This window comes from Citrobacter gillenii (assembly GCF_013337685.1).
Taxonomy (GTDB): domain Bacteria; phylum Pseudomonadota; class Gammaproteobacteria; order Enterobacterales; family Enterobacteriaceae; genus Citrobacter; species Citrobacter gillenii.
In genome coordinates this window covers 114,674-135,714 of the sequence record NZ_SUQN01000004.1, presented here as the reverse complement: position 1 = coordinate 135,714, position 21,041 = coordinate 114,674, and the positions used below count along the sequence as shown (strand labels likewise).

The 21,041-nt window shown below is 49.2% G+C and carries 22 protein-coding genes and 3 pseudogenes; 11 read left to right on the top strand and 14 right to left on the bottom strand.

Translation table 11 applies throughout. The annotated features are described in order from the left end of the window. Window positions 1–78 precede the first annotated feature (78 nt). The gene (locus FCH32_RS10470; protein ID WP_146716824.1) at window positions 79–972 is read left to right on the top strand and encodes a LysR family transcriptional regulator; all 894 of its coding nucleotides are present in this window, start codon (window positions 79–81) and stop codon (window positions 970–972) included. A gap of 34 nt (window positions 973–1,006) precedes the next feature. Here the strand turns inward: FCH32_RS10470 and FCH32_RS10465 are convergent. Beyond that, window positions 1,007–1,279 (bottom strand): annotated as a pseudogene (locus tag FCH32_RS10465) (aldo/keto reductase); the annotation flags it as partial. 462 nt (window positions 1,280–1,741) lie between these two features. Between FCH32_RS10465 and FCH32_RS10460 the strand changes: the two are divergent. The 3 genes from FCH32_RS10460 (at window position 1,742) to FCH32_RS10450 (ending at window position 3,855) form a co-directional block, all read left to right on the top strand. Further along, window positions 1,742–2,791: an NAD(P)-dependent alcohol dehydrogenase gene (locus FCH32_RS10460; protein ID WP_137363299.1), complete on the top strand. Its 1,050-nt coding sequence runs from the start codon at window positions 1,742–1,744 to the stop codon at window positions 2,789–2,791. 92 nt (window positions 2,792–2,883) lie between these two features. After that, window positions 2,884–3,039 (top strand): cyclophilin-like fold protein, encoded by a 156-nt coding sequence (locus tag FCH32_RS10455; protein WP_161959027.1) that lies wholly within the window; start codon window positions 2,884–2,886, stop codon window positions 3,037–3,039. 24 nt (window positions 3,040–3,063) lie between these two features. After that, window positions 3,064–3,855: a carboxymuconolactone decarboxylase family protein gene (locus FCH32_RS10450; protein ID WP_174360859.1), complete on the top strand. Its 792-nt coding sequence runs from the start codon at window positions 3,064–3,066 to the stop codon at window positions 3,853–3,855. 89 nt (window positions 3,856–3,944) lie between these two features. Here the strand turns inward: FCH32_RS10450 and FCH32_RS10445 are convergent, their stop codons facing one another. Then, window positions 3,945–4,460 (bottom strand): LysR family transcriptional regulator, encoded by a 516-nt coding sequence (locus FCH32_RS10445; RefSeq protein ID WP_174360858.1) that lies wholly within the window; start codon window positions 4,458–4,460, stop codon window positions 3,945–3,947. 220 nt (window positions 4,461–4,680) lie between these two features. Here FCH32_RS10445 and FCH32_RS10440 point away from each other — a divergent pair, with 220 nt between their 5' ends. Further along, window positions 4,681–5,553: an aldo/keto reductase gene (locus FCH32_RS10440; protein ID WP_174360857.1), complete on the top strand. Its 873-nt coding sequence runs from the start codon at window positions 4,681–4,683 to the stop codon at window positions 5,551–5,553. Between the two features lie 52 nt (window positions 5,554–5,605). Here FCH32_RS10440 and FCH32_RS10435 read toward each other — a convergent pair whose 3' ends face one another. Continuing rightward, complete coding sequence (locus tag FCH32_RS10435; protein ID WP_174360856.1) at window positions 5,606–6,670, bottom strand: alpha/beta hydrolase; 1,065 nt, start codon at window positions 6,668–6,670, stop codon at window positions 5,606–5,608. Between the two features lie 138 nt (window positions 6,671–6,808). Then, a pseudogene (locus FCH32_RS10430) lies at window positions 6,809–7,051 on the bottom strand (carboxymuconolactone decarboxylase family protein); the annotation flags it as partial. Between FCH32_RS10430 and FCH32_RS10425 the strand changes: the two are divergent. Beyond that, window positions 7,050–7,895: pseudogene (locus tag FCH32_RS10425) on the top strand (alpha/beta hydrolase); the annotation flags it as partial. The pseudogenes FCH32_RS10430 and FCH32_RS10425 overlap by 2 nt on opposite strands. A gap of 344 nt (window positions 7,896–8,239) precedes the next feature. Here FCH32_RS10425 and FCH32_RS10420 read toward each other — a convergent pair. Then, complete coding sequence (locus tag FCH32_RS10420; RefSeq protein ID WP_174360855.1) at window positions 8,240–8,494, bottom strand: hypothetical protein; 255 nt, start codon at window positions 8,492–8,494, stop codon at window positions 8,240–8,242. 177 nt (window positions 8,495–8,671) lie between these two features. Here FCH32_RS10420 and FCH32_RS23450 point away from each other — a divergent pair, with 177 nt between their 5' ends. The 3 genes from FCH32_RS23450 to FCH32_RS10415 all read left to right on the top strand — a co-directional run bounded on the left by FCH32_RS23450 (window position 8,672) and on the right by FCH32_RS10415 (window position 9,832). Continuing rightward, window positions 8,672–8,926 carry a phage baseplate protein gene (locus FCH32_RS23450; RefSeq protein ID WP_420838399.1) on the top strand — a complete coding sequence of 85 codons (255 nt, stop codon included), beginning with the start codon at window positions 8,672–8,674 and terminating at the stop codon, window positions 8,924–8,926. A 476-nt stretch (window positions 8,927–9,402) separates the two neighbouring features. Further along, complete coding sequence (locus FCH32_RS23315; protein ID WP_255432753.1) at window positions 9,403–9,531, top strand: hypothetical protein; 129 nt, start codon at window positions 9,403–9,405, stop codon at window positions 9,529–9,531. Beyond that, window positions 9,518–9,832, top strand: a complete 315-nt coding sequence (locus FCH32_RS10415; protein ID WP_244958402.1) for a hypothetical protein — start codon at window positions 9,518–9,520, stop codon at window positions 9,830–9,832. The genes FCH32_RS23315 and FCH32_RS10415 overlap by 14 nt, the downstream gene beginning before the upstream one ends. Window positions 9,833–10,204: 372 nt before the next feature. Here the strand turns inward: FCH32_RS10415 and FCH32_RS10410 are convergent, their stop codons facing one another. Both FCH32_RS10410 and FCH32_RS10405 read right to left on the bottom strand, forming a co-directional pair. Then, a complete protein-coding gene (locus FCH32_RS10410; RefSeq protein ID WP_115258510.1) occupies window positions 10,205–10,414 on the bottom strand; it encodes a DUF6500 family protein in 210 nt (69 codons plus the stop codon). 2 nt (window positions 10,415–10,416) lie between these two features. Continuing rightward, entirely contained in the window at window positions 10,417–10,971 is a 555-nt protein-coding gene (locus FCH32_RS10405; protein WP_137400117.1) for a GNAT family N-acetyltransferase, read from the bottom strand. 157 nt (window positions 10,972–11,128) lie between these two features. Between FCH32_RS10405 and tam the strand changes: the two genes are divergently transcribed. Beyond that, a complete protein-coding gene (tam, locus tag FCH32_RS10400) occupies window positions 11,129–11,887 on the top strand; it encodes a trans-aconitate 2-methyltransferase (protein ID WP_117343113.1) in 759 nt (252 codons plus the stop codon). Between the two features lie 104 nt (window positions 11,888–11,991). Here tam and FCH32_RS10395 read toward each other — a convergent pair whose 3' ends face one another. Both FCH32_RS10395 and FCH32_RS10390 read right to left on the bottom strand, forming a co-directional pair. Beyond that, window positions 11,992–12,498, bottom strand: coding sequence for a CaiF/GrlA family transcriptional regulator (locus FCH32_RS10395; RefSeq protein ID WP_174360854.1), 507 nt, complete (start codon window positions 12,496–12,498; stop codon window positions 11,992–11,994). Between the two features lie 369 nt (window positions 12,499–12,867). Then, complete coding sequence (locus tag FCH32_RS10390; RefSeq protein WP_174360853.1) at window positions 12,868–15,627, bottom strand: autotransporter outer membrane beta-barrel domain-containing protein; 2,760 nt, start codon at window positions 15,625–15,627, stop codon at window positions 12,868–12,870. 327 nt (window positions 15,628–15,954) lie between these two features. Between FCH32_RS10390 and FCH32_RS10385 the strand changes: the two genes are divergently transcribed. Then, complete coding sequence (locus FCH32_RS10385; protein ID WP_115258515.1) at window positions 15,955–16,338, top strand: GFA family protein; 384 nt, start codon at window positions 15,955–15,957, stop codon at window positions 16,336–16,338. Between the two features lie 5 nt (window positions 16,339–16,343). Here FCH32_RS10385 and FCH32_RS10380 read toward each other — a convergent pair whose 3' ends face one another. From FCH32_RS10380 to glsB, 5 genes are all read right to left on the bottom strand, one after another. Continuing rightward, window positions 16,344–17,258, bottom strand: coding sequence for a bestrophin family protein (locus FCH32_RS10380; RefSeq protein ID WP_174360852.1), 915 nt, complete (start codon window positions 17,256–17,258; stop codon window positions 16,344–16,346). A 215-nt stretch (window positions 17,259–17,473) separates the two neighbouring features. After that, the gene (locus FCH32_RS10375) at window positions 17,474–18,925 is read right to left on the bottom strand and encodes a tagaturonate reductase (protein ID WP_096757073.1); all 1,452 of its coding nucleotides are present in this window, start codon (window positions 18,923–18,925) and stop codon (window positions 17,474–17,476) included. A gap of 106 nt (window positions 18,926–19,031) precedes the next feature. Beyond that, window positions 19,032–19,559 carry a GNAT family N-acetyltransferase gene (locus tag FCH32_RS10370; RefSeq protein ID WP_135912062.1) on the bottom strand — a complete coding sequence of 176 codons (528 nt, stop codon included), beginning with the start codon at window positions 19,557–19,559 and terminating at the stop codon, window positions 19,032–19,034. Between the two features lie 81 nt (window positions 19,560–19,640). Next, entirely contained in the window at window positions 19,641–20,000 is a 360-nt protein-coding gene (locus FCH32_RS10365) for a DUF4186 domain-containing protein (protein ID WP_117343108.1), read from the bottom strand. Continuing rightward, window positions 20,000–20,926, bottom strand: coding sequence for a glutaminase B (gene glsB / locus FCH32_RS10360; RefSeq protein ID WP_096757076.1), 927 nt, complete (start codon window positions 20,924–20,926; stop codon window positions 20,000–20,002). The genes FCH32_RS10365 and glsB overlap by 1 nt, the downstream gene beginning before the upstream one ends. Window positions 20,927–21,041 lie beyond the last annotated feature (115 nt).

The following is a 21,041-nucleotide window of genomic DNA, read 5'->3' as shown; positions in this document are numbered from 1 at the left end:
TAGGGCTAAAATGATTGTGTCTATGAACACCCTTCATGAGTGTGCGATGAAGGGAATGCCTCCATAAGGAAATCGCCTATGCTCAAAGAAAACTTCAACGAACTGCAAATCTTTCTTGTGGTAGCGAGGGAGCGAAGTTTTACCAAAGCAGCGGGTAAACTGGGGGTTTCTCAGTCAGCACTCAGCCACGCGATGAAGGCCCTGGAGGAAAGGCTGAATATCCGCCTTCTGACCCGCACGACTCGAAGCGTTGCCCCTACAGAGGCCGGTGAGAGAATTATTGCCTGCCTTGAACCGCGTATTGCCGATCTTGAACAGGAGCTGGAATCGCTGGTTCAACTGAACGGTACTGCCTCCGGCAATATCCGTTTATCTGCCGGGGAGCATGCCGCGCGAAGTCTGGTCTGGCCGAAGCTAAAACCCTTCCTCAGAGAATATCCGGAAATTAATCTCGAGCTGGTGGTGGATAACGGCTTTGTCGATATTGTTGAGGGGCGTTTTGATGCCGGGATCCGACTGGGTGAAAGCGTGGATAAGGACATGGTTGCGGTAAGAATTGGGCCGGACATGAGAATGGCCGTAGTGGGAGCCCCATCTTATTTCGCTACAAACCCTGCACCTGAAACGCCGCACGAGCTACAAAATCATCGGTGTATCAATATGCGCCTGCCGACAGCCGGTGGGCTTTACCACTGGGAGTTTGAGAAGGAAGGGAAACCGTTACGGGTCAGAGTGGAAGGGCAGGTCACATTTAATCTGCAGGCAGAAAGGATTGATGCGGCGTTATCCGGTTTTGGCATCGCCTGTATACCTGAAGACAGGGTGCAGGATTATATCAAGTCAGGAGAGCTTATTCAGGTTTTGCAGGACTGGTGCCCATCTTTCCCCGGATATTACCTCTACTACCCGAGCCGTAAGCAGCATCCGCCGGCTTTTGCGCTGTTGATCGATGCACTTCGCTATTCAGAGTAACGGGCCCGCATTTTGCTGTGGACCCGTTTGGGTATTAACGGCCTACGCGTACCTGGTGTTCAGGAGAATAACGTTCACCGACGATTTTAATCGTTTCAAGCGCCTGGGTTATCTGCCGTGAGTCATCCTGTGAAAGAACAATGTCGGCAGCCGCCAGGTTTTCTTCCAGCCGGTGTAGCTTGGTGGTACCAGGGATAGGAACAATCCACGGCTTTTGTGCCAGCAGCCATGCCAGCGCGATTTGTGCAGACGTCACACTTTTCTCTGCCGCCAGTTCACCCAGCAATGAGACCAGCTTTTCATTGGCTTAATCAAGGGGAGACGTTGCGATGAGGATAAAAACGCGGGTAAAACCAAAACAGTGAAAGCGCTGATCGATTTTCTGATAGCCACAACGGTGTGATAAAAACCAGCAATCCACTGTTAAGTACAGAGCGATGAATCTCGTGGACGTTTATGATGATCTCTGCGATTTATTAATTATGTTCATTATTGATATCACAATTGTGCTGTTGTGCGGAGAAAGTCGTTGTTGTTACCTTTATGAACGTTTTGATGAATAATCTTCGCATCAAAATGGCACCAATTCATTAATTGGCGCGTCTCTTGCCAGATAACTGCACGCGCTAACCAGAGGCTTTACTGATTCTGAAATTGAAAAAGGGCGTTGTTATTAACAATCGTTAACAGGCGATACGGCTTCATCTGTCAAAATTATCTGATTGCATATTAAAACAACGCCATTTTTCCGTCACGATATGAGGTAGTTATGAAAACGGTTGGTTATGCAGCGCACACTGATGACGCGAAACTGGTTCCTTATCATTTTGAGCGTCGCGATTTACGTGAAAACGATGTCGCCATTGAAATACTTTACTGCGGCGTCTGTCACTCAGACTTGCATACGGTCAATGGGGACTGGGGCCCGCAGCCTTATCCTTTGATCCCGGGCCACGAAATTGTGGGTGTCGTCACGTCCGTGGGACCGCGCGTCAAAAAATATCATGTAGGCGACCATGTCGCCGTTGGCTGCATGGTGGATAGCTGTATGCACTGCGATCAGTGTGAGCATGGCGAAGAGCAATTCTGTCGTAACGGGATGACGCCAACCTATGGCGCACCGGACCGCTTGAGCGGTGAAATCACTCAGGGTGGATACGCCAAACATATTGTCGTCCGCGAAGAGTTTGTACTGCGCGTACCGGAAAATATGGACTTGGCAAAGACCGCACCGATCCTTTGCGCTGGTATCACCACCTTCTCTCCGCTGCGTACCTGGAATGTGGGTTTGGGAAGTCGCGTTGGCGTGATCGGATTAGGTGGCCTGGGTCATATGGCGGTTAAGCTGGCCGTGGCGATGGGGGCCGAGGTGACCGTCATCAGCCGCAATAAGAACAAAGAGGAAGAGGCAAAAGCACTGGGTGCGAAAGGAATTCTGCCTTCTTCTGATCCACAGTCATTGCAGGATTCAGCCTGCGCATTCGATTTAATTATTGATACTGCTCCCGTTAAGCATGACCTGAATATCTATACCCCATTATTAGATATTGATGGCTCGTTAGTCATTGTCGGCCAGGTTGGTCTGATGGATGAACCGCTCACGGTACCTCTGATCATGGGACGCCGTCGCGTTGCGGGTTCGCTGATCGGCGGCATTGCGGAAACTCAGGAAGTCCTGGATTTCTGTGCGAAGCATGATATCTATCCTGAGTGCGAAATGATTAGTATCGATCAGATAAACGATGCTTTCACCCGCCTTGCACAGGGAGACATGGCCCACCGTTTCGTCATTGATATGGCCTCGCTGAGCGCAGAGTAAGCAGATACTGCAGGGGAGGAGAAAATAAGTGACTTACCTTCCCGGTTGACCACCGAAGGTTCACCCGAAAGAACGACAGCAAAAAAAGGGATATAACGATTTATGCCCCATGGGGAAATCTGGCTATTTTTTATAAATCCCATAGTTATGTGTCTGGCTTAATTAAACTGGGGCAATTAGATGAGCCTGACGCATTGCCCGTCCCCCCTGATGCCTACAGCGCCAGATTTGAACTGATGACAGAATAATCGTCACTCGGCGGGAGAACATGAATGATAAACAGGGCATTCCTGGCGATTGTTTCTCTGTTATTGATGAGCGGATGCGTTTCCCAAACCACGCAAAACAGGAGTTTGAAAATGACACCAGAAGATACACATGGTGCTGTCGCTCAAGTCGCGCCCGCTATGGCTGCGTATGCTGAACGACTTATTGAAAAGGATCTCTGGAATCGTCCGGAGTTGTCGCGTCGCGACCGCAGCCTTGTCACAGTTGCTGCACTCATCAGCCGCAATGATACGGCTGAGCTTCCGCACTACCTTAACGTGGCGCTGGATAGCGGCGTTAAGCCTGCTGAAATCTCTGAAGTAATTACCCATCTGGCATTTTATGCTGGCTGGCCAAATGCCACCTCTGCGGCGCTGGTTGCCCGCAACGTCTTTGCGCAACGCCATATCGATACGGCGTCATTGTCAGGGGATAAAGTGGATTTCCTGCCTCTTGATAAAGCGTCGGAAAACCAACGAGCCACGATGGTTGAGTCAAACTTTGGCAAGGTATCACCAGGTGTAGTGAAATACACCACGGATGCGCTATTCCTTGACCTGTGGCTGCGGCCGGGTCTGGCACCACGGGACCGAAGCTTGATAACCGTCAGCGCACTGGTTACCGCCGGACAAGTGGCGCAAGTGCCGTATCATCTTAATCGGGCGATGGATAATGGTTTGACCCAGACTCAGGCCTCAGAGGTCTTGACACAGCTGGCCTTTGTGGCGGGCTGGCCAAACATTTTCTCGGCATTACCCGTATTTAAAGAGGTATTTACAGGCAGAAATCACACCTGACGGATGACGATGAGCAAAAGCCAGGACCTGAACAGGTGCTGGCTTTATTCTCCCTGGAGTCATATGTCGTTAATCCTGCCAGGGAATACTCAGGGATGTTTGTAGTGGCGCAGCGCGTCAATAACGAGCTGGAAAGCTTTCGAGTGATTTCTGTTTTCCGGGTAGTAAATGTAATAACCATCCCAGTAAGGACACCAGTCTTCAAGGACGCTAATCAGTTCGCCGTGGGCGAGCTGTTTCTCAGCGATATCACGGGGAACATATGCCAGTCCGTATCCTTCTATGGCAGCCTGTAGATTCTGATAGATACGGCTAAACACAAGCTGACCGCTAACTTTGACGTTCAGGCTCTTACCCTCTTTTCTCCCCTGGATCCCATCGATATAAGGGCCGAGGTCATCCAACATGGATTGCCCTATATCGGTCAACGAAATACTGCGCGTGGTTCGGGTCAGAAGTTTCATCCCAAGACGGGATTCGAGGGTTCGAATGGTATGGCTGAGGGCTGATTGTGAAACGCCTAAATGCGCCGCTGCTTTGGTAAAGCTCTTTTCACGCGCGACGACTATAAACGCCATTAAATCATTAAGGTTTTCCCGTGCCAACCTGTGCCCCTTACTGCCAAAAGAGAGTGAAGGGGTAGTGTAGCGTAATGCATAGCGAAGGGGCACTTAATGGATGGGCAATTTACTGATTTTAACCGGGTCGGCTTCAGAGGGCGTAATTTATGAAAATCGTGCATAAGTCATATCAGATTTCGCGCCTTACTCATGTCTGTCTTTTTATTCTAGAATGATTGATTAGGTATAACAGAGGAATTCAATAGTGGATTATTCATTATTAAACAACAACCTGAAAATGCCGATGGCTGGCTTTGGTGTTTTTCAGGTAACAGATAAAGAAGAATGTAAACAGTCTGTATTGACTGCTATTCGTGCTGGCTATCGCCTTATCGATACCGCAGCAGTTTACGGTAATGAAGATGCCGTTGGTGACGCAGTGCGCGAGGCCATTGCCGAAGGGTTATGTAGCCGCGCAGAGCTATTTATTACCTCAAAACTGTGGGTACAAGACATGGCCAATTACGATATGGCCAAAGCCGGGATTGAAGCGTCGTTAGAAAAATCTGGGCTGGAATATTTTGACCTTTATTTACTGCATCAGGCCATGCGTGATTATTTCAGCGCGTGGCGTGCACTGGAAGATGCCTATGATGCCGGTAAGCTTAAGGCAATTGGGGTGTCCAATTTCTATGCTCATGTATTAGCAAACTTCTGCGAAACCGTCAGAATCAAGCCAATGGTGAATCAGGTTGAATTGCATCCTTACTTTGCTCAGCCTGCTGCACTTGAAACCATGAAGTATTACAACGTTCAGCCGGAAGCCTGGGCACCCTTAGGTGGCGGAAGACATAAGCCCTATGAGAATGAACTGCTGCAACAAATTGCCGATGCTCACAAAAAAACGGTTGCTCAGGTTGTCCTGCGCTGGAATGTACAGCGTGGTGTCACTGTCATCCCTAAATCCACCCGTCAGGAACGTATTGAAGAGAACTTTGCCATCTGGGATTTCTCATTGACTGAGCGCGAAATGGCACAAATCAGCTCACTCGATTTAGGCTATGTTGGTGATGCCGTGAAACACTTTAATCCTGAATTTGTGCGTGGCTGTCTTGGTGTAAAAATTCACGATCGTTAATGCTGATATTAGTATTGAGCCTTCAATAATGAAGGCTCAATACGACTTCTTTCTATTGCAGATTTTTCTCTTTCAAAAACTGACTCACCAAATCAGCAATCTGCACATTATTTAAATCAGAGAACGGGAAGTGGGTATTCCCTTTGATTCCCACTTCTGGCAGATGCGTCACTGTCACATCCCCGCCATGTTTGTTCACCACGTCACGCCACTCACGAGCCATTGCCAGACGTACGCGCCAGCTGTCCTGCGCGGGCATGGCGACAGGTTTATCCGGTATGTTATCGCCGTAAATAATCAGAATCGGGATTTTGGTCAGTGCCATAAACTGCGCCATTGGCACAGACTCACCCTTCAGCGTGTCGAATGCGCTTGGCATAGGGGCAGGGAGTTCTTTTTCCGGGAAGACAAAGCTGCTGCCTGGCTCGAAGGCGACAATGGCTTTGACCTTGTCATTTTTCATCGCCGTGTACCAGCCTGGTCCGCCACCCTGAGAGTGGGTGAAGAGGATAGCGGGGCCGGATTTATCCACGACGGCGGACATCGCATCAGAGATGACATTGATATCAAACGGCCCGGTATTTGGGGTCATCTGACGGAAATACTGATTCAGTGCTTCTTTGTCGTGAGAGAACTGAACGCCTTTAAAATACTCTGGCCACACGCCAACGCGGAACTGGTTGAACCACATCTGTTCATCCGGTTTTGGCGTAACAGTACCTTCTACAGTCGTGCGACCGGCGCTGCCCCGGCGAGGCTGATCGACAAGATAAGTTGAGAACCCGCGACGCAGGAAGATGTTCTGGAACCCTTCGCGACCATCCGGGGTACTTTCCCAGGTACGGGAGAACTGACCTGCGCCGTGCAGCATGACGATAGGGTATTTATGCGGATTTTCCGGAATTTGGTAGAACACAGATGCATGATCGCCATGATAGGTTTGGCCAGCAGAATCCAGCGGCTTTTTCGCGTCAAATGTTCCAGGCGCGGTGATGATAGTGCCACCTGCAGAAAAGCTTCCCTGTTCCTGAATGACCAGCGGCTCGGCATAGACCGACTGAGCCACCAGGCCACCCGCCATGATGCAGATGGCCAGCGTTTTTAAGATTGTCTTCAATATTACATCCTCTGTTATGTTTGCCGTTCAATCATATCTGAGTTGTCAGCGTTAATTATTTAGCACCCCTGATTGCCCTTATTTGGCAGACTCATGAATGCGGACGATTAACTGCGTATCGTCTCTAGCCAACTTAACTTATTTGCTATCGAGCGCCTGCTGTAGCGCCTTTTCAGCTCGCGTTGCTGCATCACTTTCGCCATGTTCACGCAGCACCTTTGCCAGTTGGCGCAACTGCGCTGCCGTCAGGCCGACCCGCATGCTGGCTCGCGTATGTGACAGCAGTTGTGATTCCACGCCCGGCGTGGCGGCTAATGCGCCAACCGTTGCCAGCTCGCGGCTTTGCCAGTCGAGGTTATCGCGGGCGAAAATATCGCCAAACTACGATCCCGCCAAAAAATACCCTGCCGTGGTGGTCGCGCATCCTAATGGCGGCGTAAAAGAACAGGTCGCCGGGTTGTATGCCCAGCGTCTAGCCGAGCAGGGTTACATCACAATTACCGCCGACGCGGCGTATCAGGGCGCCAGCGGTGGGATGCCGCGCAGCGTGGATAAACCCGCTTATCGCATTGAGGATATCCACGGTATGGCTGACTACATCAGCCAGTATCCTGGTGTAGATACCGCCCGCCTTGGTCTGCTGGGTATTTGCGGTGGCGGCGGGTATTCACTTGTTGCGGCTGAAACTGACAAGCGGTTTAAATCGATAGCCACCATCAGCATGTTTAATTCAGGCCTTGTGCGCCGCAACGGTATGCAGGATTCACAGCTGGATACTATCCAGCAGCGTCTTCAGCAGGCTTCCGATGCACGTGCTCAGGAAGCTGCCGGAGGAGAAGTGCTTTACTCCGGTGATGCCAACCTGACTGATGAACAGATTGCTAAATTACCTTTCGCCTTGTATCGCCAGGGCTACGAGTACTACTGGAAAACCCACGCGCACCCAAACTCCACGTTTAAATACACCACCAGTAGTCTTCTGGATTTGATGAGCTTTGACGTCACGGACCATATCAATCTCATTAATAAACCGCTGCTGATGATTGCCGGTACAAAAGCGGATACGCTCTATATGACTGAAGATGCGTTCGCGAAAGCCACCGGTACGAAGGACAAAGAACTCTTCCTGATCGATGGCGCTACCCATATCGAGACGTATTGGGTGCCCAAATACGTTGACCAGGCAATGCAAAAGTTAGACGTCTTCTTCGATAAGAATATTTAGTTAGCCTCTAATGAAGCCCCAGCCTTGCAGGCTGGGGTATGTCCATCAGCTGTCGCCACTTTCCGCTTGCGTGTTCACGCGATAGACCCAGATTAACGAAGTTGCGGTTAAAGATAATTACGCTGCTTAAATAGACGCTATGAATGGAATTCATAAGAGTGGTGGATGTGGGTTGGGGCGGCAGTGTGGCTTGTGTGTGAAGTGATAAGTGATTTCAAATCATAGATGGACGGGAACGGCGGGAGTATATTTTCTTCCATGTTCGGCAGCTACCTTTTAATCTGGCAGAAACAGCGGGCGCTGTGTCAGACTAAAAAAGCCCCGCGTCAATGCGGGGCTGATGTTTATTGCTTGTCTTTTTCTAGTGCATTACAAATGCGGAACAGAAATTCGTTATTTTTAAACGAAATCATTATCAGTTCAAATGAAATGCGAGTAATAACCAAAACAAGAATACTTAAACCACTGACGTTAAAATTACCGTTAAATGCAAATATAACAGCAGCAATAATATAAATAATAGTTAATACCCAGTAAACGGCGACGAGTATTTTTGGTGTTATTAAAGTACCAAACGTTGCAAACTCTTTAAAAGCCATAATCAATCCCTTTGAAATATTAAAAGTGCGGTCATCATACACCTACGCACACCACCTATAGCAAATGTTTTTTAAAGCATCATGTCTAGGATATAAACACATTTAAATTGATTCGTTAATTAAATATGACGGCAATCAGCAACGGCGGGTTAAACCCCCACAAAGTAACACTGCAATATTGTCACCGAATCCGGGCTTGCCATCACCTTTGATGCCAAGACGAGCGAGGGTTACGAGCTGTCGCGCGACGTGGCGGAAGCGGCACTGGAGACAGGTTATAAAATTGCTGACGGTATCGTAACGAATCAGCCTGAAATCAGTTTCGAGGGCATCGTCACAAGCGTTTATCAGACGGGGGTTGTCAGGGCGTCGGGTGTGGGATTCTGTCGCCGCTGCAGCCGCCGTGGCGAATATGCAGGCGATATGGGATAGCGGGGAATTCTTTTCGGCGTACAATCAGTAAAAACAGTAACGTTTGCATATACAAAAAAACGCGCCACCGGCGAAGAATAAATCCGGCGATGCAAGCGCGAGCGGGAAAGAATCATCGGGAAAAAATCGACCGAAACTATTTTACCTACAGGCGGGATCGGTATTTATCCGACATTCACACATGTTGACGTCCGAAAAAGTCGCACGCGCTGGCAGGGTCACTGATGGTCAGTAAATACATTCTGGAAAACTTACACTGTCACTTTTTTGGGTTCTCGGCGGCGTCGTATACAAAAACAAACAGGTCAGGCGGCGGCACGGTTACACACGCGCAGGTCATGCCAGGTGCAACGCTAAAATACGAACCGATAACCGGTGAATTATGTCTGACCGCTGCCAGTGTAGGTGGCAAGTGTGAATGCAAAACGATTTCAGACGATAAATAATTTGCCTGCATTGCCATTCGGGTGTATCTGATGCAGGACGGCGACGAGATTGTCATTTTACTGTGTGCCGGTTTCAAGGACCGGCAAAATAACGACCTGGACGCCGCCGAAAAATATCGGGCTGATTATCTGAGGAGTAAAAAACATGGCCGCGCATGACATCGAAAAAATGTGGGAAAACCTGCTTAAAGAGGACATCGGGTCACGTGTTCAGATTATCCAGGAGATCCACGAGTTAATCCTGGCCGGTGAAATCGAAGTCGCAAAAGGAATGCTACGCACGCTGATTAAGGTCACGTGCGGTTATCCAGCGATTTCTGACGAGGTCGGCAGGAATTCAAAATCAATTATGCGCATGTTGTCGCCGGATGTGGATCCGGGTGTCAAAGCGTTTATGGCTGTTGTCAGAGCTGCAGAACGCCAGTCAGAGAAAGCAGCGGCCCGGGCAAAAATCCATTAAGTCAGAAACCGTCACGACGAACCGGCCACAATGGCCGGTTTTTTTATGTCTGCGTGGTGTGCTACGTGAAATCGTGTGCAGGATTACTGGTGAAAATCTGCAGAATTCACGCAGCGTCACGACAGGGAAGGGATCAAACGGACAGGCACGATTCAGACTGCATTAACACGTCTTTTTTACATGTTCCTTTGCATTTAACATAATATACATTATGCGCACCAATGTGGAATAAGACAAAATCCAGCGCTTTATGGTCATCCTTGGTCTGGTTGTTGATAGACTCTGAACGCTATTTCTCCAGTGCGGCCCTCACATAGTTATGATGTCTGTCATTGTACGATTCACAGACAAATCCATGACCTCAAGTACGCTCTACAATACAAGCGCTATAACTTTTCGGGCTTTCTCAAAGTGATCCAGTTTCATTTCCATAATCCACCATTGGGCTACTTCCATGAGCAATTCAGGGTCATCATTCTTGTTGGCAAAAAAAGCATAAAATGAGACTCCCACATCGGGTCCTTTAGCTGCAATCTTGGCTTCACATACCTTCACTATCTTTGCTCGAATACTGTCTCTCATTTTCATCCTTGGCCTTCAGAATTAACCAATACAGAAATCTTTTGGATTCGATACAGAACATGCAGGGACAGCCGATGATTTGCCGGCAACGCTGGATGCGGAAACTCTTCCACTTTTTTCATACCAAGCCGTTTCATTAAGTGTTCTGAAGGTTTGTTGAGTACCGATGTAAACGATACGACTTCATCCAGCATCAGAACCGTAAAAGCATATTGCAGACAGGCTTCAGCAGCCTCCATGGCTAACCCTTGATGCCAGTACGTTTTGCTGAGACGCCAGCCTATTTCGGTACAGGGAGAAAATGGAAATTTATCAGGCTGCGGGTGCAGACCGACACAGCCAACAAATTCATGCGTTTCTTTGGATTCAACGGCCCAAAAACCCCAGCCGCGTTGTTCTATTCCGTCCCTGAATCTCTCTGCCAGACTGTCGCTCTCCTGTCTCGTCATCGGTGCCGGAAAAAAGCGCATCACATCTGGGTCAGCATTCAGATCGGCAAAGGCTGCCATATCTGTTTTTCCCCACTGCCTTAAAATGAGCCTTGATGTTTCAATCATATTGCATTCCTTACCATTATGTTTACATCATCACTCAGCGTTATTCTACGCGCTAGACACTTTTCTGCGCCCTTCCCGCTTCAGCAAATACAGCCATAATGTCGTACGCTTAACGTGAAGATTGAATACGATCTCATCTTACACAGGAGATAGCTACATGGCCGACTGGAACCCTGCACTTTATCTGCAATATGGCAGCGAACGCTCAAGACCCGCAGCAGAATTATTGAGCAGAGTAGCGTTAGAAAATGTTCGTTCAGTCGCCGATCTGGGGTGCGGTCCGGGAAATAGCACGTCATTACTGTATCAACGATGGCCTTCGGCCAACATAACAGGCGTGGACTCTTCGCCAAATATGCTCAACGAGGCGCGTGCAACCTTACCGAACTGTCATTTTGTTGAAACAGATATCAGCGAGTTCCGGGCGGAGCAACCTCTTGATCTGCTTTATGCGAATGCTTCATTACAGTGGGTACCCGATCACTACGAATTATTCCCATATCTTGTCTCGCAGTTACACCGTAACGGCGTACTTGCTGTGCAAATGCCGGATAACTGGCTGGAGCCGACACATATTTTAATGCGTGAAGTCGCCTATGAGCAGGATTATCCCGATCGCGGTCGTTCGCCTCTTCCCGGCGTGCATGCTTATTATGATATTTTGACTGAAGCGGGATGTGACGTTGATATTTGGCGCACGACCTATTACCACATTATGGATTCACATCAGTCGATTATCGACTGGGTCAGTGCGACAGGCTTACGTCCTTGGTTGCAAGATCTGAGCGAAAGTGAGCAACGAAAGTATCTGGCTCGATACCATGAACTTCTACAGGAGCAATATCCGCTGCAGGAAAATGGCAAAATCCTGCTGGCATTCCCACGCTTGTTTATTGTTGCCAGACGCGATTTTTAATCCCCTTATACCTGCATTGGCCTTTCATTGTAGAGGCTAATGTAGGTAAATAGAAATAGTATTTAGTTGGTATTATTTTATTTCGAAAAGTGACTATTCAACAATTACTCTTCGGTGAATTTGATATTATCATAAATTGGGCACCCCGCTTTCCATGCTTCCAATTGTGTTGCATTATTACCAGTCGGCCTTGATAACATCCAACGGGCCATAAGCTGGTCCAGTTGATTGTTTGTTTTCACGTCCTTTCTGGTATTGCTGCTTTTTTCTGGTTTTCTTACCGATTTCGGGGACGTTGCTACCTTGAGAATTCGTACGGCAAGTTGACAACAACCGCCCTGTACTGGGATTTTACGCATTTCAAATGTGATATCATCATACCCATGTCGATGACAAATATAGCTAAGTATGCCACTGGAACGTCTCAAATCTATCTGAAACGCCTGGCTAATATCATCCCGAGTAAACTCAGTTTTACGCAGAAAACCCCACCAGGCTACCGCCCTGTAAAGCGACATATCACCAAGATGGCGGATCTCGTCTGGAATATGAAAATGACCATGGTGTTTTTGTTGGGACTGTTCACCTGCCCTATTTGACTGATTTATCATAAAATTAACCTGTTTATTCACTATTCATAAAGAGAGGATAAGCAACGTCAAATGCTTTATTGTAAAAAGCGGGAATGAAATATATCTCATGGGTTAATGCAGTGTTGATTTTAAGATGATCAATAAAGAGATATTAGCGATTCGACAAGCCATTACTTTTTTACATGATAGTACGCAGGAATCAATTGATCTTAACCACTGTCTTTTAGTTAGATGAAATAACCTTGTAACACGCCTGTCGGTATATTTTCACACCGTAAGATTATTATGCGATTTGTGAATTAACACTTTTGGTTAATACATTTTCCGCGTGCGAATGGTAGTGGCAAAATAAACACCCCGCATCCTGATTTAGGATGCGGGGTGTTGTCAGAATAACACCTTCACACCGAACATTGCCTGAGAATCACTGTAACCACTGTCGCCAATTTGTTGACCTACGTTTCCCCAAAGGTGCAGACGCGTATTTACTTTCGCTTCAACACCTGCTCTGAGTTCAGCGATATTTTTTGCGCCATCAACGTCACCCTGTATTTCATTCATTGATATCGAATAATTTCGGGAATTATGAAGCCAGTTAGTTTCAATAAATGGCTGAAAAAGCCGTTCTTTTCCTTCATCGCGTTGGTTATAGCCTCGCAAATACGCTTTAACCCCCAACCGGCTTTGCAGATTCCCTTTGCCTTTATCTCGGATCACGGTGCCGTTTGCCTCCTGATGATCGTCAGACGATACGTCCATCCAGGTCAACTGAACCTGGGGTTGTAGCCAGTAACTCAGGCGTGCCGTCTCCTTCAACTTAAAGGCATATCCTGCTTCAAGCGAGGCGGTCACCCCCCGTGAACGATATTTCTCTGTCGCCAGTTGTTCACCGCGAACGGTGTTATCAAACCAGTTATAAAGCATCCAGCTGTCAAGATATCCCCCGCTTTTCTCCACATTGTTGGCATACCAGGTTGCGTACAATCCGGCGCTGTAACCTGATATCGAACCGTCAGCGCGGTAATGGCTGACGTCTGACCGCGTATTACTTTGGCTGTTTGCGTAGCCGAACATGACGCCCAGATGCCAGCGCTCAACCTCGTCTGAACTCCATTGTGCGACATCACCACCTATTTGCAGAACATAACGGTTACTTTGCGTCTTCAGCTGCCCGCTACTATCACGAAACCGGGTATGCCCACCGACGTTGCGTAACCACATGCTGGTCACGTCTGACTCACCCGTTATGGGGTCAATATAGTGACTTTCGCCCAGGCGATCGTGCAAACGTGTCGTAAACAGCGTATTTCCCGCCGATTTATTCGCAAGGTAGGCGCCTAATTCAGGGCGTAAAACCGAATCGTGAGATGCGGGTTCTTCTTGTTGGACAGGTAACACCGGTGTGTCGGGATCAATAGCCGGTTCTTCTGGGTCACGTATCGGTTCTTCTGGATCGCGTATCGGTTCTTCAGAAGGAGTCCACGTATTGGTCAAATACCAATGATTCGAATCAGGAATGAGTGCGGAATCATCCGTATTATTTCCCCGCAGTAGTGCGTAATCATAGGCGCCCGCGGTCAAACGGCCAACTGCAACAAACTCACCACCTGACTCGCCGTCCACCCGCACTACCCGTGCACCATTGAGATTACTGACTGTCTGGCTGCCCAGTGCCTGCAAAGCGACACGGGTGGTCCCTGATGTATTCCCCATCACATGAAGTTGGTTCACCACCGCTTTGTGTTGCACGGCATCTTCTGTTGTATTGAGGATAAGAAGACCGTTGTTGCTGCTGTAATTACCGCTAACGGTCAGGATACTATTGGAACGTTTTAGTGCCTCGTCCGTTCCCGGCTGGCCAAAACTGAGCATACCGTCGAGCGACAGCGAGCGGATAGTCTGACTAAAACCATTCAGATCGACAGTCGCCGTCTCATTCACAGTGAAATCTGAGTTGCGGCTAAAGGCATCCGTGCTGCCAGCCCGCAGCGTACCGTTGCGTAGCGACGTGGTGCCCGTGTAGGCATTATTTCCCGATAATAATGTCGTTCCCGGACCATTATGATTGACCTGACCACGTCCGGTTATATCTGCTGCGAGTGAAAAATCGTCACTGTTATGATTAAAATTCAGTTGAACGGTGCTGGTATTGTCGGCAGTATCGCCAAGATAGATCCACGGAACGTTAATGACGCCAGCGCGCTGCGCGACGTCCCCCTCTTCAGACCCTACGTTGACAATGCCTGTACTTCCCTTACCGACGCCTAACCATAAATATTTCCCAGATTTTACCGTGCCACCATTACTCACGGTTAGCACGCCGCGTGCATCATTGTTGCCGGTTCCGTATCCCCCTAACAAAATCGGCTTAGCGATATCCAGTAACGAATCCTCACCATCAACCCTGACGGCACCGTTACCAAACAAGTTATTGCGATCTGTTTTACCAACATAGCCGATATTCATGTGTTCGGTTGCGACCAGCTGCCCACCATTAAGAATATCGAGCTTACCAGTGTCCTGATCGCCCACCACGACCCAGTTCGTTTTAACAGTAGATCCCGTTCCGTCAATCATGACGCTGCCGTAGGCGCCGGCATAAAATTCGCCGATGCGGAGTTCATTAATTCCGCTTATTTGGCTGCCAAGCTCCACCAATAAGCGGCCACTGCCGCTGTTAGTCCCTAAAACGAGATCTCCCCCTCTCAGTATCCAGATTGCCCCATTGGTCAGGGTCACAATGCCGGCACTTCCCCGACCAATTGAGCCTGTAAGCGAAGAAATTTGGCGCCCATCAATGACCAACGCACCTGCAGAATCTTTACCAACAATCAGGCCACGAAAAGTATTCCAGACGTCGTCAGTATTTTCAGTATTTGATAACAGAACACTGGCGTTATTATTAATGATCGCATCACTGGTGGCATTGGCGGGTGTATACGGTTGGGCCGCCAATAATATGCGGCTGGCTTGCAGTGTAGTTTTACTTTTATTTTCCGTGCATAACGCGGCTGATTCACGTTCACATAGCCGTTCTTCTGCGATGGCGTCTACAGGTACCAGCAGACCTGTTGACGCTAACAGCAGTCCGGGAATAATCGCTAATCGGCCGGGGCGTTTTGCAGGCATTAGCTGAAAGTTTTTCATAGATAATCCTCCTGATTATCGTGCGTACATCCTTTTAAAGCGTCAGCAGGTTAATCCCCCTGACGACATGGATTTTTTATACGAACGCCATGATTACACTTTCAACGGTTTTATCGAGACAATGATCTATTCTGTGAATGGCCTTACGCTCCGCGGAGATAAATAAGCCTTCGTATTGACAATCACAGGTTGTCGTTCATTTAATGGTCTGTTTTATCTTTACACCGGGTATCGCATATGCGTGCCATCGCTTTTTTAAGATGTGCTTCTAGTGGCGAGGCTTGTCATCTGCTAGTGTCAGATAACGTTTCGCTGAAGAGAGTCGTCGTGTCTAAAATCTATTCTGGCGGTTGCCTGTGTGGTTCGGTACGCTTTACCGCAACGAATCCCAACAACTCACATTCCTGCTCCTGTGATATTTGCCGCAGACATACGGGTGCGCCCACCGTAGTGTGGATTGAATTTAACGCTGAAAACGTAGAATGGACGGGCATTGCGGGTCAACCTGCTACCTGGCGATCATCAGAAATATCCAGCCGAGCCTTTTGCCCACAGTGTGGTAGTTCCGTGGGCGCCATCGATGACGCCCCGATTATTGCCCTGTTAGCCGGGGGATTTGACGATCCCGATGATGAGAATCTGGCGCCACAGTTTCACTCTTTTTCCGATATGATGCCGGTATGGTGGCAAAAAGGACATGGCGAAAATTGATTCGGTTATGTCAGTTGATAGTGCTTATCGGGCATATGTTTAGCAGGTACATTCGTTTCATCGTTCATTTGCAGCAAATCAATTTCAATCGCATTACAAATCGCATCCAGCGGCAAGTCGTTATTTTCCGTGCCGAACGGGTCTTCAAGCTCTTCTGCCAACGTGTCGAGAGAAATGAACGTATATGAAATCAGCACGGAAATGAACGGCGTCATATAGTGCAGATCGACCACCAATGCGAATGGCAGCATGATACAAAACAGATAGACCGTGCGATGCAGGATCAAGGTATAGGCAAATGGCACCGGTGTATTAGCAATCCGCTCACAACCTGCAAGTACCGCCGACATATCATTTAATCTATTGTTTAAACTGTGAAATAATATGTCAGATAGCTCGCCATTACGCCTGCGTACGGCTAACCACTCCCCCATCAACAGCAGAATACGGTTGGCCGGTGATTGGCAGGCAAAGACAGTTTGCAAATCTGCGGCACTGAGATATTTCGCTAATGGTTCCGCCTGCGGGTTACGACGCAGGGTCATGCGTAAACAGTGGGCAAAGGCGATTTGCAGACGTACAAACTGCCCCAGCTCGACGTCGTCCGGTAATGTGTTTTTTACCTCACGCAGTAGCGAACGGGAGGCAATCATTAATTGTCCCCACAGGTGTCGAGCTTCAACGTAGCGCGAGTAACAGGCATTGTTGCGAAAGCCTAAAAAGATAGCAATGGCGACGCCCAGGATGCTGAATGGCGCCAGGGTAAATTTGATACCCAGCATCGTATACCATGGCAGCATGATGATAACGGCAATGGAAAGCAGAAAATTCAGCAGCAGGCGCGAGAAAATCTTCGATAACACTGAACCATGCCAGACGAATATCAGACGCAGCCAGTGTTGTTGAGGTCGAACAATCATAGTTATCTTCGGAAAATGTGAAAGCCGCGCCATTAAACGTGATCGCGATCAATGTTGCAAGCACCTCACCGCACTAAATCCCGCCTTTTTACCTGTCTGAACAAATGAGGCGCTACAGTCTCAGACGGTAACTGTATTTAAGAAGCACACTGTATGTTGTAACTAATAAACAGGTATAAAAAACCCGGCCTAAACCGGGTAATTATGTGACTATTTTAGCACAGTGGCTTCACGGCTTCGCGCATACCGTTGGACAGAATGGCGTCCAGATCGGCAGAAACCTGTTCAACCAGACCGGGAACCTGCGTCAGATCCTGCTCCCAGTGCTCGTTGACCGCCAGTACCGAGTGGACCAACGCTTGCGTGCTTATTTGACGATCGTGGTGCTGACTCCATAGCAGCTGGAAGCGCTCAATCCAGTGGGCATCATCCTGAACAGGATAAGACTCACCGTTACGCTCGCCACGATAGAAAGCAATCAACGCCGCCAGCGCAAACGTCAGACGCGCCGGCAATTGACCATTGGCCTGCTGCCCTGCCAGCAACTGCGGCAAAATACGCGTGCGGAATTTGGTCATTCCGTTCAGGGCAATCGACAACAGCTGATGCTTGATGTACGGGTTGCAGAAACGTCCGGTCACCGCGCTGGCGAATGATGCCAGCTCATCACGCGGTAAATCGAGCACCGGAATGATCTCTTCGTAAATGGCTTTTTCGACAAAAGCGCAAATCTCTGCGTCATTCATCGCCTCACCCACCGTGTCTAGCCCTGCCTGGTAGGCTACCGGTACCAGCGCGGTGTGCGCACCGTTAAGGATGGCAACTTTACGCTCTTTGTACGGCTTAATGTCATCAACAATCAGTACATTCAGCGGATATTTGTCCAGACGTAGTTCAGTCGCTAATGACTTCGGCCCCTGAATCACAAACAGGTAGAAGTGCTCTGCAGTATCGAGGAAAGCATCGTGATAACCCAGCTCGGCTTCCAGCGTGGCCACTTCGTCACGCGGGTAACCGGTAACGATGCGGTCCACCAGCGTAGAACAAAATGCGTTAGCCTTGTCCAGCCACTGCACGAACGCGTCCGGCAACGCCCACTCCTGCGCATAACGCAGCACCAGTTCACGCAGCGCATCGCCGTTGTAATCAATCAGTTCGCAAGGAATGATTATCCAGCCTTTATCCAGCGCGCCGTCAAAATGGCTGTAACGCTCAAACAGCAGGCGGGTCAACTTGGCCGGATAGCTTACCGCAGGCGCATCGTCGAACTTGTCGCCCGCGTGATAACTGATCCCGGCTTCCGTTGTATTGGAGAAAACAAAACGCATATCAGGGTTATGCGCCAGTTTCAGGAACTCATCGTATTCGCTATAGACGCTGATTTCACGGTTAACCGAGCGAATTAAACGCGCGTCGCTGACGGCTTCGCCCTTTTCATTCAGACCACGAATGATGGTGGTATAGAGACCATCCTGCGTGCTCAGTGATGGCGGAAATGTACTTTCGATAGGACGAACAATGACCACACCAGAATTCAGATCGGTATGTTCATTCAGTAAATCAACTTGCCAGTCAACAAAGGCGCGCAGGAAGTTTCCTTCACCAAACTGAATGATGCGTTCAGGATAGTGAGCACCGGGAAAATCGCGACGATTTAGTGTTTGCACAATGGGTTCCCTTTTTGATTAGTCATACAACCTGATTGAATTGGTCCAATAGGTTAGCAAACTTTAATACCTTGAAACCCTGTTTTGATCAATCCCTGGTAACAAATTACAATGATTTATAGAAAAGTGTGGTGCCCGTCAGCGTTCCGTCCGGCATTTGGGCGTAGTTGGGGATCATGCCCGCTTTTTGCCAGCCGCAATTGTGGTAGAACAACTCCGCAGCGCTACCGGTGGCCGTGTCGAGCACCAGCGTAGTTTTATGCTGTTGACGCGCACACGTTTCCAGCGCGTTCATCAATTCCCGGGCGATACCCGTTCGTCGTGCAGACGGATGCACCAGTAATTTGGCGACGTCGGCACGATGCGGTTGGTTTTCAGGTTGATCGACAATAAGCTGGACGGTTCCCACCAGGATACCCTGCGTGTTTTCAGCCGCCAGCACAATTCTCTCGCCACGGGCAACGCTTTGCGCAACGCCCGTCCAGAATGGCAGTGACTTATCGCGATTGAAGGGGTGTATAAAACTTACAGATGCACCGTCATTCACGCACTGTTCAAGAACGTCACAAAGCTCGTCGATTCTCGACACAATCTGTTGTGCGCTCAGCACGATGCAGGGGGTACCAGTGGCCATTTTTTTCTCCTCAGATAGTCCCCATGATAGTGCGTTTAACTTTTTCGCAACACAAGGGGTCTTATCATAGGATTATGTTATCTATGGCTGGTTCATTTGCCGCACTAACCAGTGATAAATTACCGTGACAACGTAACGTTGCTGTTCTGCACTTAGCGCCTGCCCTTGAGGAATATCATGCCATTTTGCCAGACAGCCGCGACAGCAGGTTGCCGTCGCATGCTGGGCAATAAATACCGGATGCCCGCGCATCGGCGTCTGCTTACCGTCGTTGGCCGGGAATGCAGGCGCCAGGCGTTTGGCAATAAAATCGGCGGCATGTTGCTCAATCACCGGCGCGCCTTTCTCCATACAATAGCGTCGTTCTTTGTCACCAAGGCGAAACCGTGAACGAAAGGTCGATTTCGCCAGTCGGGAAAACAGCGGTTCGAGCGAGTTCATCAGTAAACCGAACGCCCCATCTGTTGGGTTAACTGTTCCAGCACCGCAATACCTGCCAGTGAATTCCCTGCCGGATCCAGTTCCGGGCTCCAGACCGCTATCGCCATTTCATGCGGCACGATCGCCACGATACCCCCCCCCACCCCGGATTTTGCCGGCAGCCCCACTCGCCACGCAAATTCACCGGCGTTCTGGTACATACCACTGGTCGCCATCAGCGCATTAATTTGTCGGGCCTGCATCGGCGTGACCACCGGTTCATTGAGATGAAAGGCATGCCCCTGATTAGCCAGAAAGACAAAGGTACGCGCCAGCTCCACGCAGCTCATTTTCAGCGCACAGTAGTGGAAATAGTTTTGCAGAACGGTGGCAACATCATGTTGAAAATTGCCAAAGGATTTCATCAGCCAGGCAATGGCCGCATTACGTGCCGAATGCTCAAACTCAGAGCGGGCAACTGTCGCATCATAGGCGATATCCGGCACACCGCTTAGCGCCCGTACGACTTCGAGCATGCGTTGACGTGGCGCACTCAGACGCCCCTGCAGCATGTCGCAAACCACTAGCGCCCCGGCATTAATAAACGGGTTGCGCGGTATTCCTTGCTCCATTTCCAGCTGTACCAGAGAGTTAAACGGATGTCCTGACGGATCTTTGCCTACTCGCTGCCAGATCTCATCTTCCTGATAATGACGCATCGCCACCACCAGACTGAGCACCTTCGAGATCGACTGAATTGAAAAACGTTCTTGCGCATCACCCGCCTGATAGTGCTGACCATCAACGGTACAAATGGCAATACCCAGTTTGGAACCATCAACGGAGGCTAATGCGGGGATGTAGTCAGCGACCTTCCCCTGACCAATCAGCGGGCGAACCTGCTGCACAATGGTTTCTAAGATTGAATTGTCCATGGCCCTGGCCACAACATGCTCCTTGCTCGCAGGTCTGAAAGGCCTGCGAGTATAACAGAGCTGAATGCACCGCGTCAGGATGCAGATGATATGCGTGGACGGGTGTCCCGTGTGGAGACACCCTGAA

Excerpts from the sequence above, each read along its gene's own strand:
- FCH32_RS10470 (WP_146716824.1), top strand. The coding sequence starts at position 79 with ATGCTCAAAGAAAACTTCAACGAACTGCAAATCTTTCTTGTGGTAGCG.
- FCH32_RS10460 (WP_137363299.1), top strand. The coding sequence starts at position 1,742 with ATGAAAACGGTTGGTTATGCAGCGCACACTGATGACGCGAAACTGGTT.
- FCH32_RS10450 (WP_174360859.1), top strand. The coding sequence starts at position 3,064 with ATGATAAACAGGGCATTCCTGGCGATTGTTTCTCTGTTATTGATGAGC.
- FCH32_RS10420 (WP_174360855.1), bottom strand. The coding sequence starts at position 8,494 with ATGGCTTTTAAAGAGTTTGCAACGTTTGGTACTTTAATAACACCAAAA.
- FCH32_RS23315 (WP_255432753.1), top strand. The coding sequence starts at position 9,403 with ATGCAGGACGGCGACGAGATTGTCATTTTACTGTGTGCCGGTTTCAAG.
- FCH32_RS10415 (WP_244958402.1), top strand. The coding sequence starts at position 9,518 with ATGGCCGCGCATGACATCGAAAAAATGTGGGAAAACCTGCTTAAAGAG.
- FCH32_RS10410 (WP_115258510.1), bottom strand. The coding sequence starts at position 10,414 with ATGAGAGACAGTATTCGAGCAAAGATAGTGAAGGTATGTGAAGCCAAG.
- FCH32_RS10405 (WP_137400117.1), bottom strand. The coding sequence starts at position 10,971 with ATGATTGAAACATCAAGGCTCATTTTAAGGCAGTGGGGAAAAACAGAT.
- tam (WP_117343113.1), top strand. The coding sequence starts at position 11,129 with ATGGCCGACTGGAACCCTGCACTTTATCTGCAATATGGCAGCGAACGC.
- FCH32_RS10395 (WP_174360854.1), bottom strand. The coding sequence starts at position 12,498 with ATGATAAATCAGTCAAATAGGGCAGGTGAACAGTCCCAACAAAAACAC.
- FCH32_RS10390 (WP_174360853.1), bottom strand. The coding sequence starts at position 15,627 with ATGAAAAACTTTCAGCTAATGCCTGCAAAACGCCCCGGCCGATTAGCG.
- FCH32_RS10380 (WP_174360852.1), bottom strand. The coding sequence starts at position 17,258 with ATGATTGTTCGACCTCAACAACACTGGCTGCGTCTGATATTCGTCTGG.
- FCH32_RS10370 (WP_135912062.1), bottom strand. The coding sequence starts at position 19,559 with ATGGCCACTGGTACCCCCTGCATCGTGCTGAGCGCACAACAGATTGTG.
- FCH32_RS10365 (WP_117343108.1), bottom strand. The coding sequence starts at position 20,000 with ATGAACTCGCTCGAACCGCTGTTTTCCCGACTGGCGAAATCGACCTTT.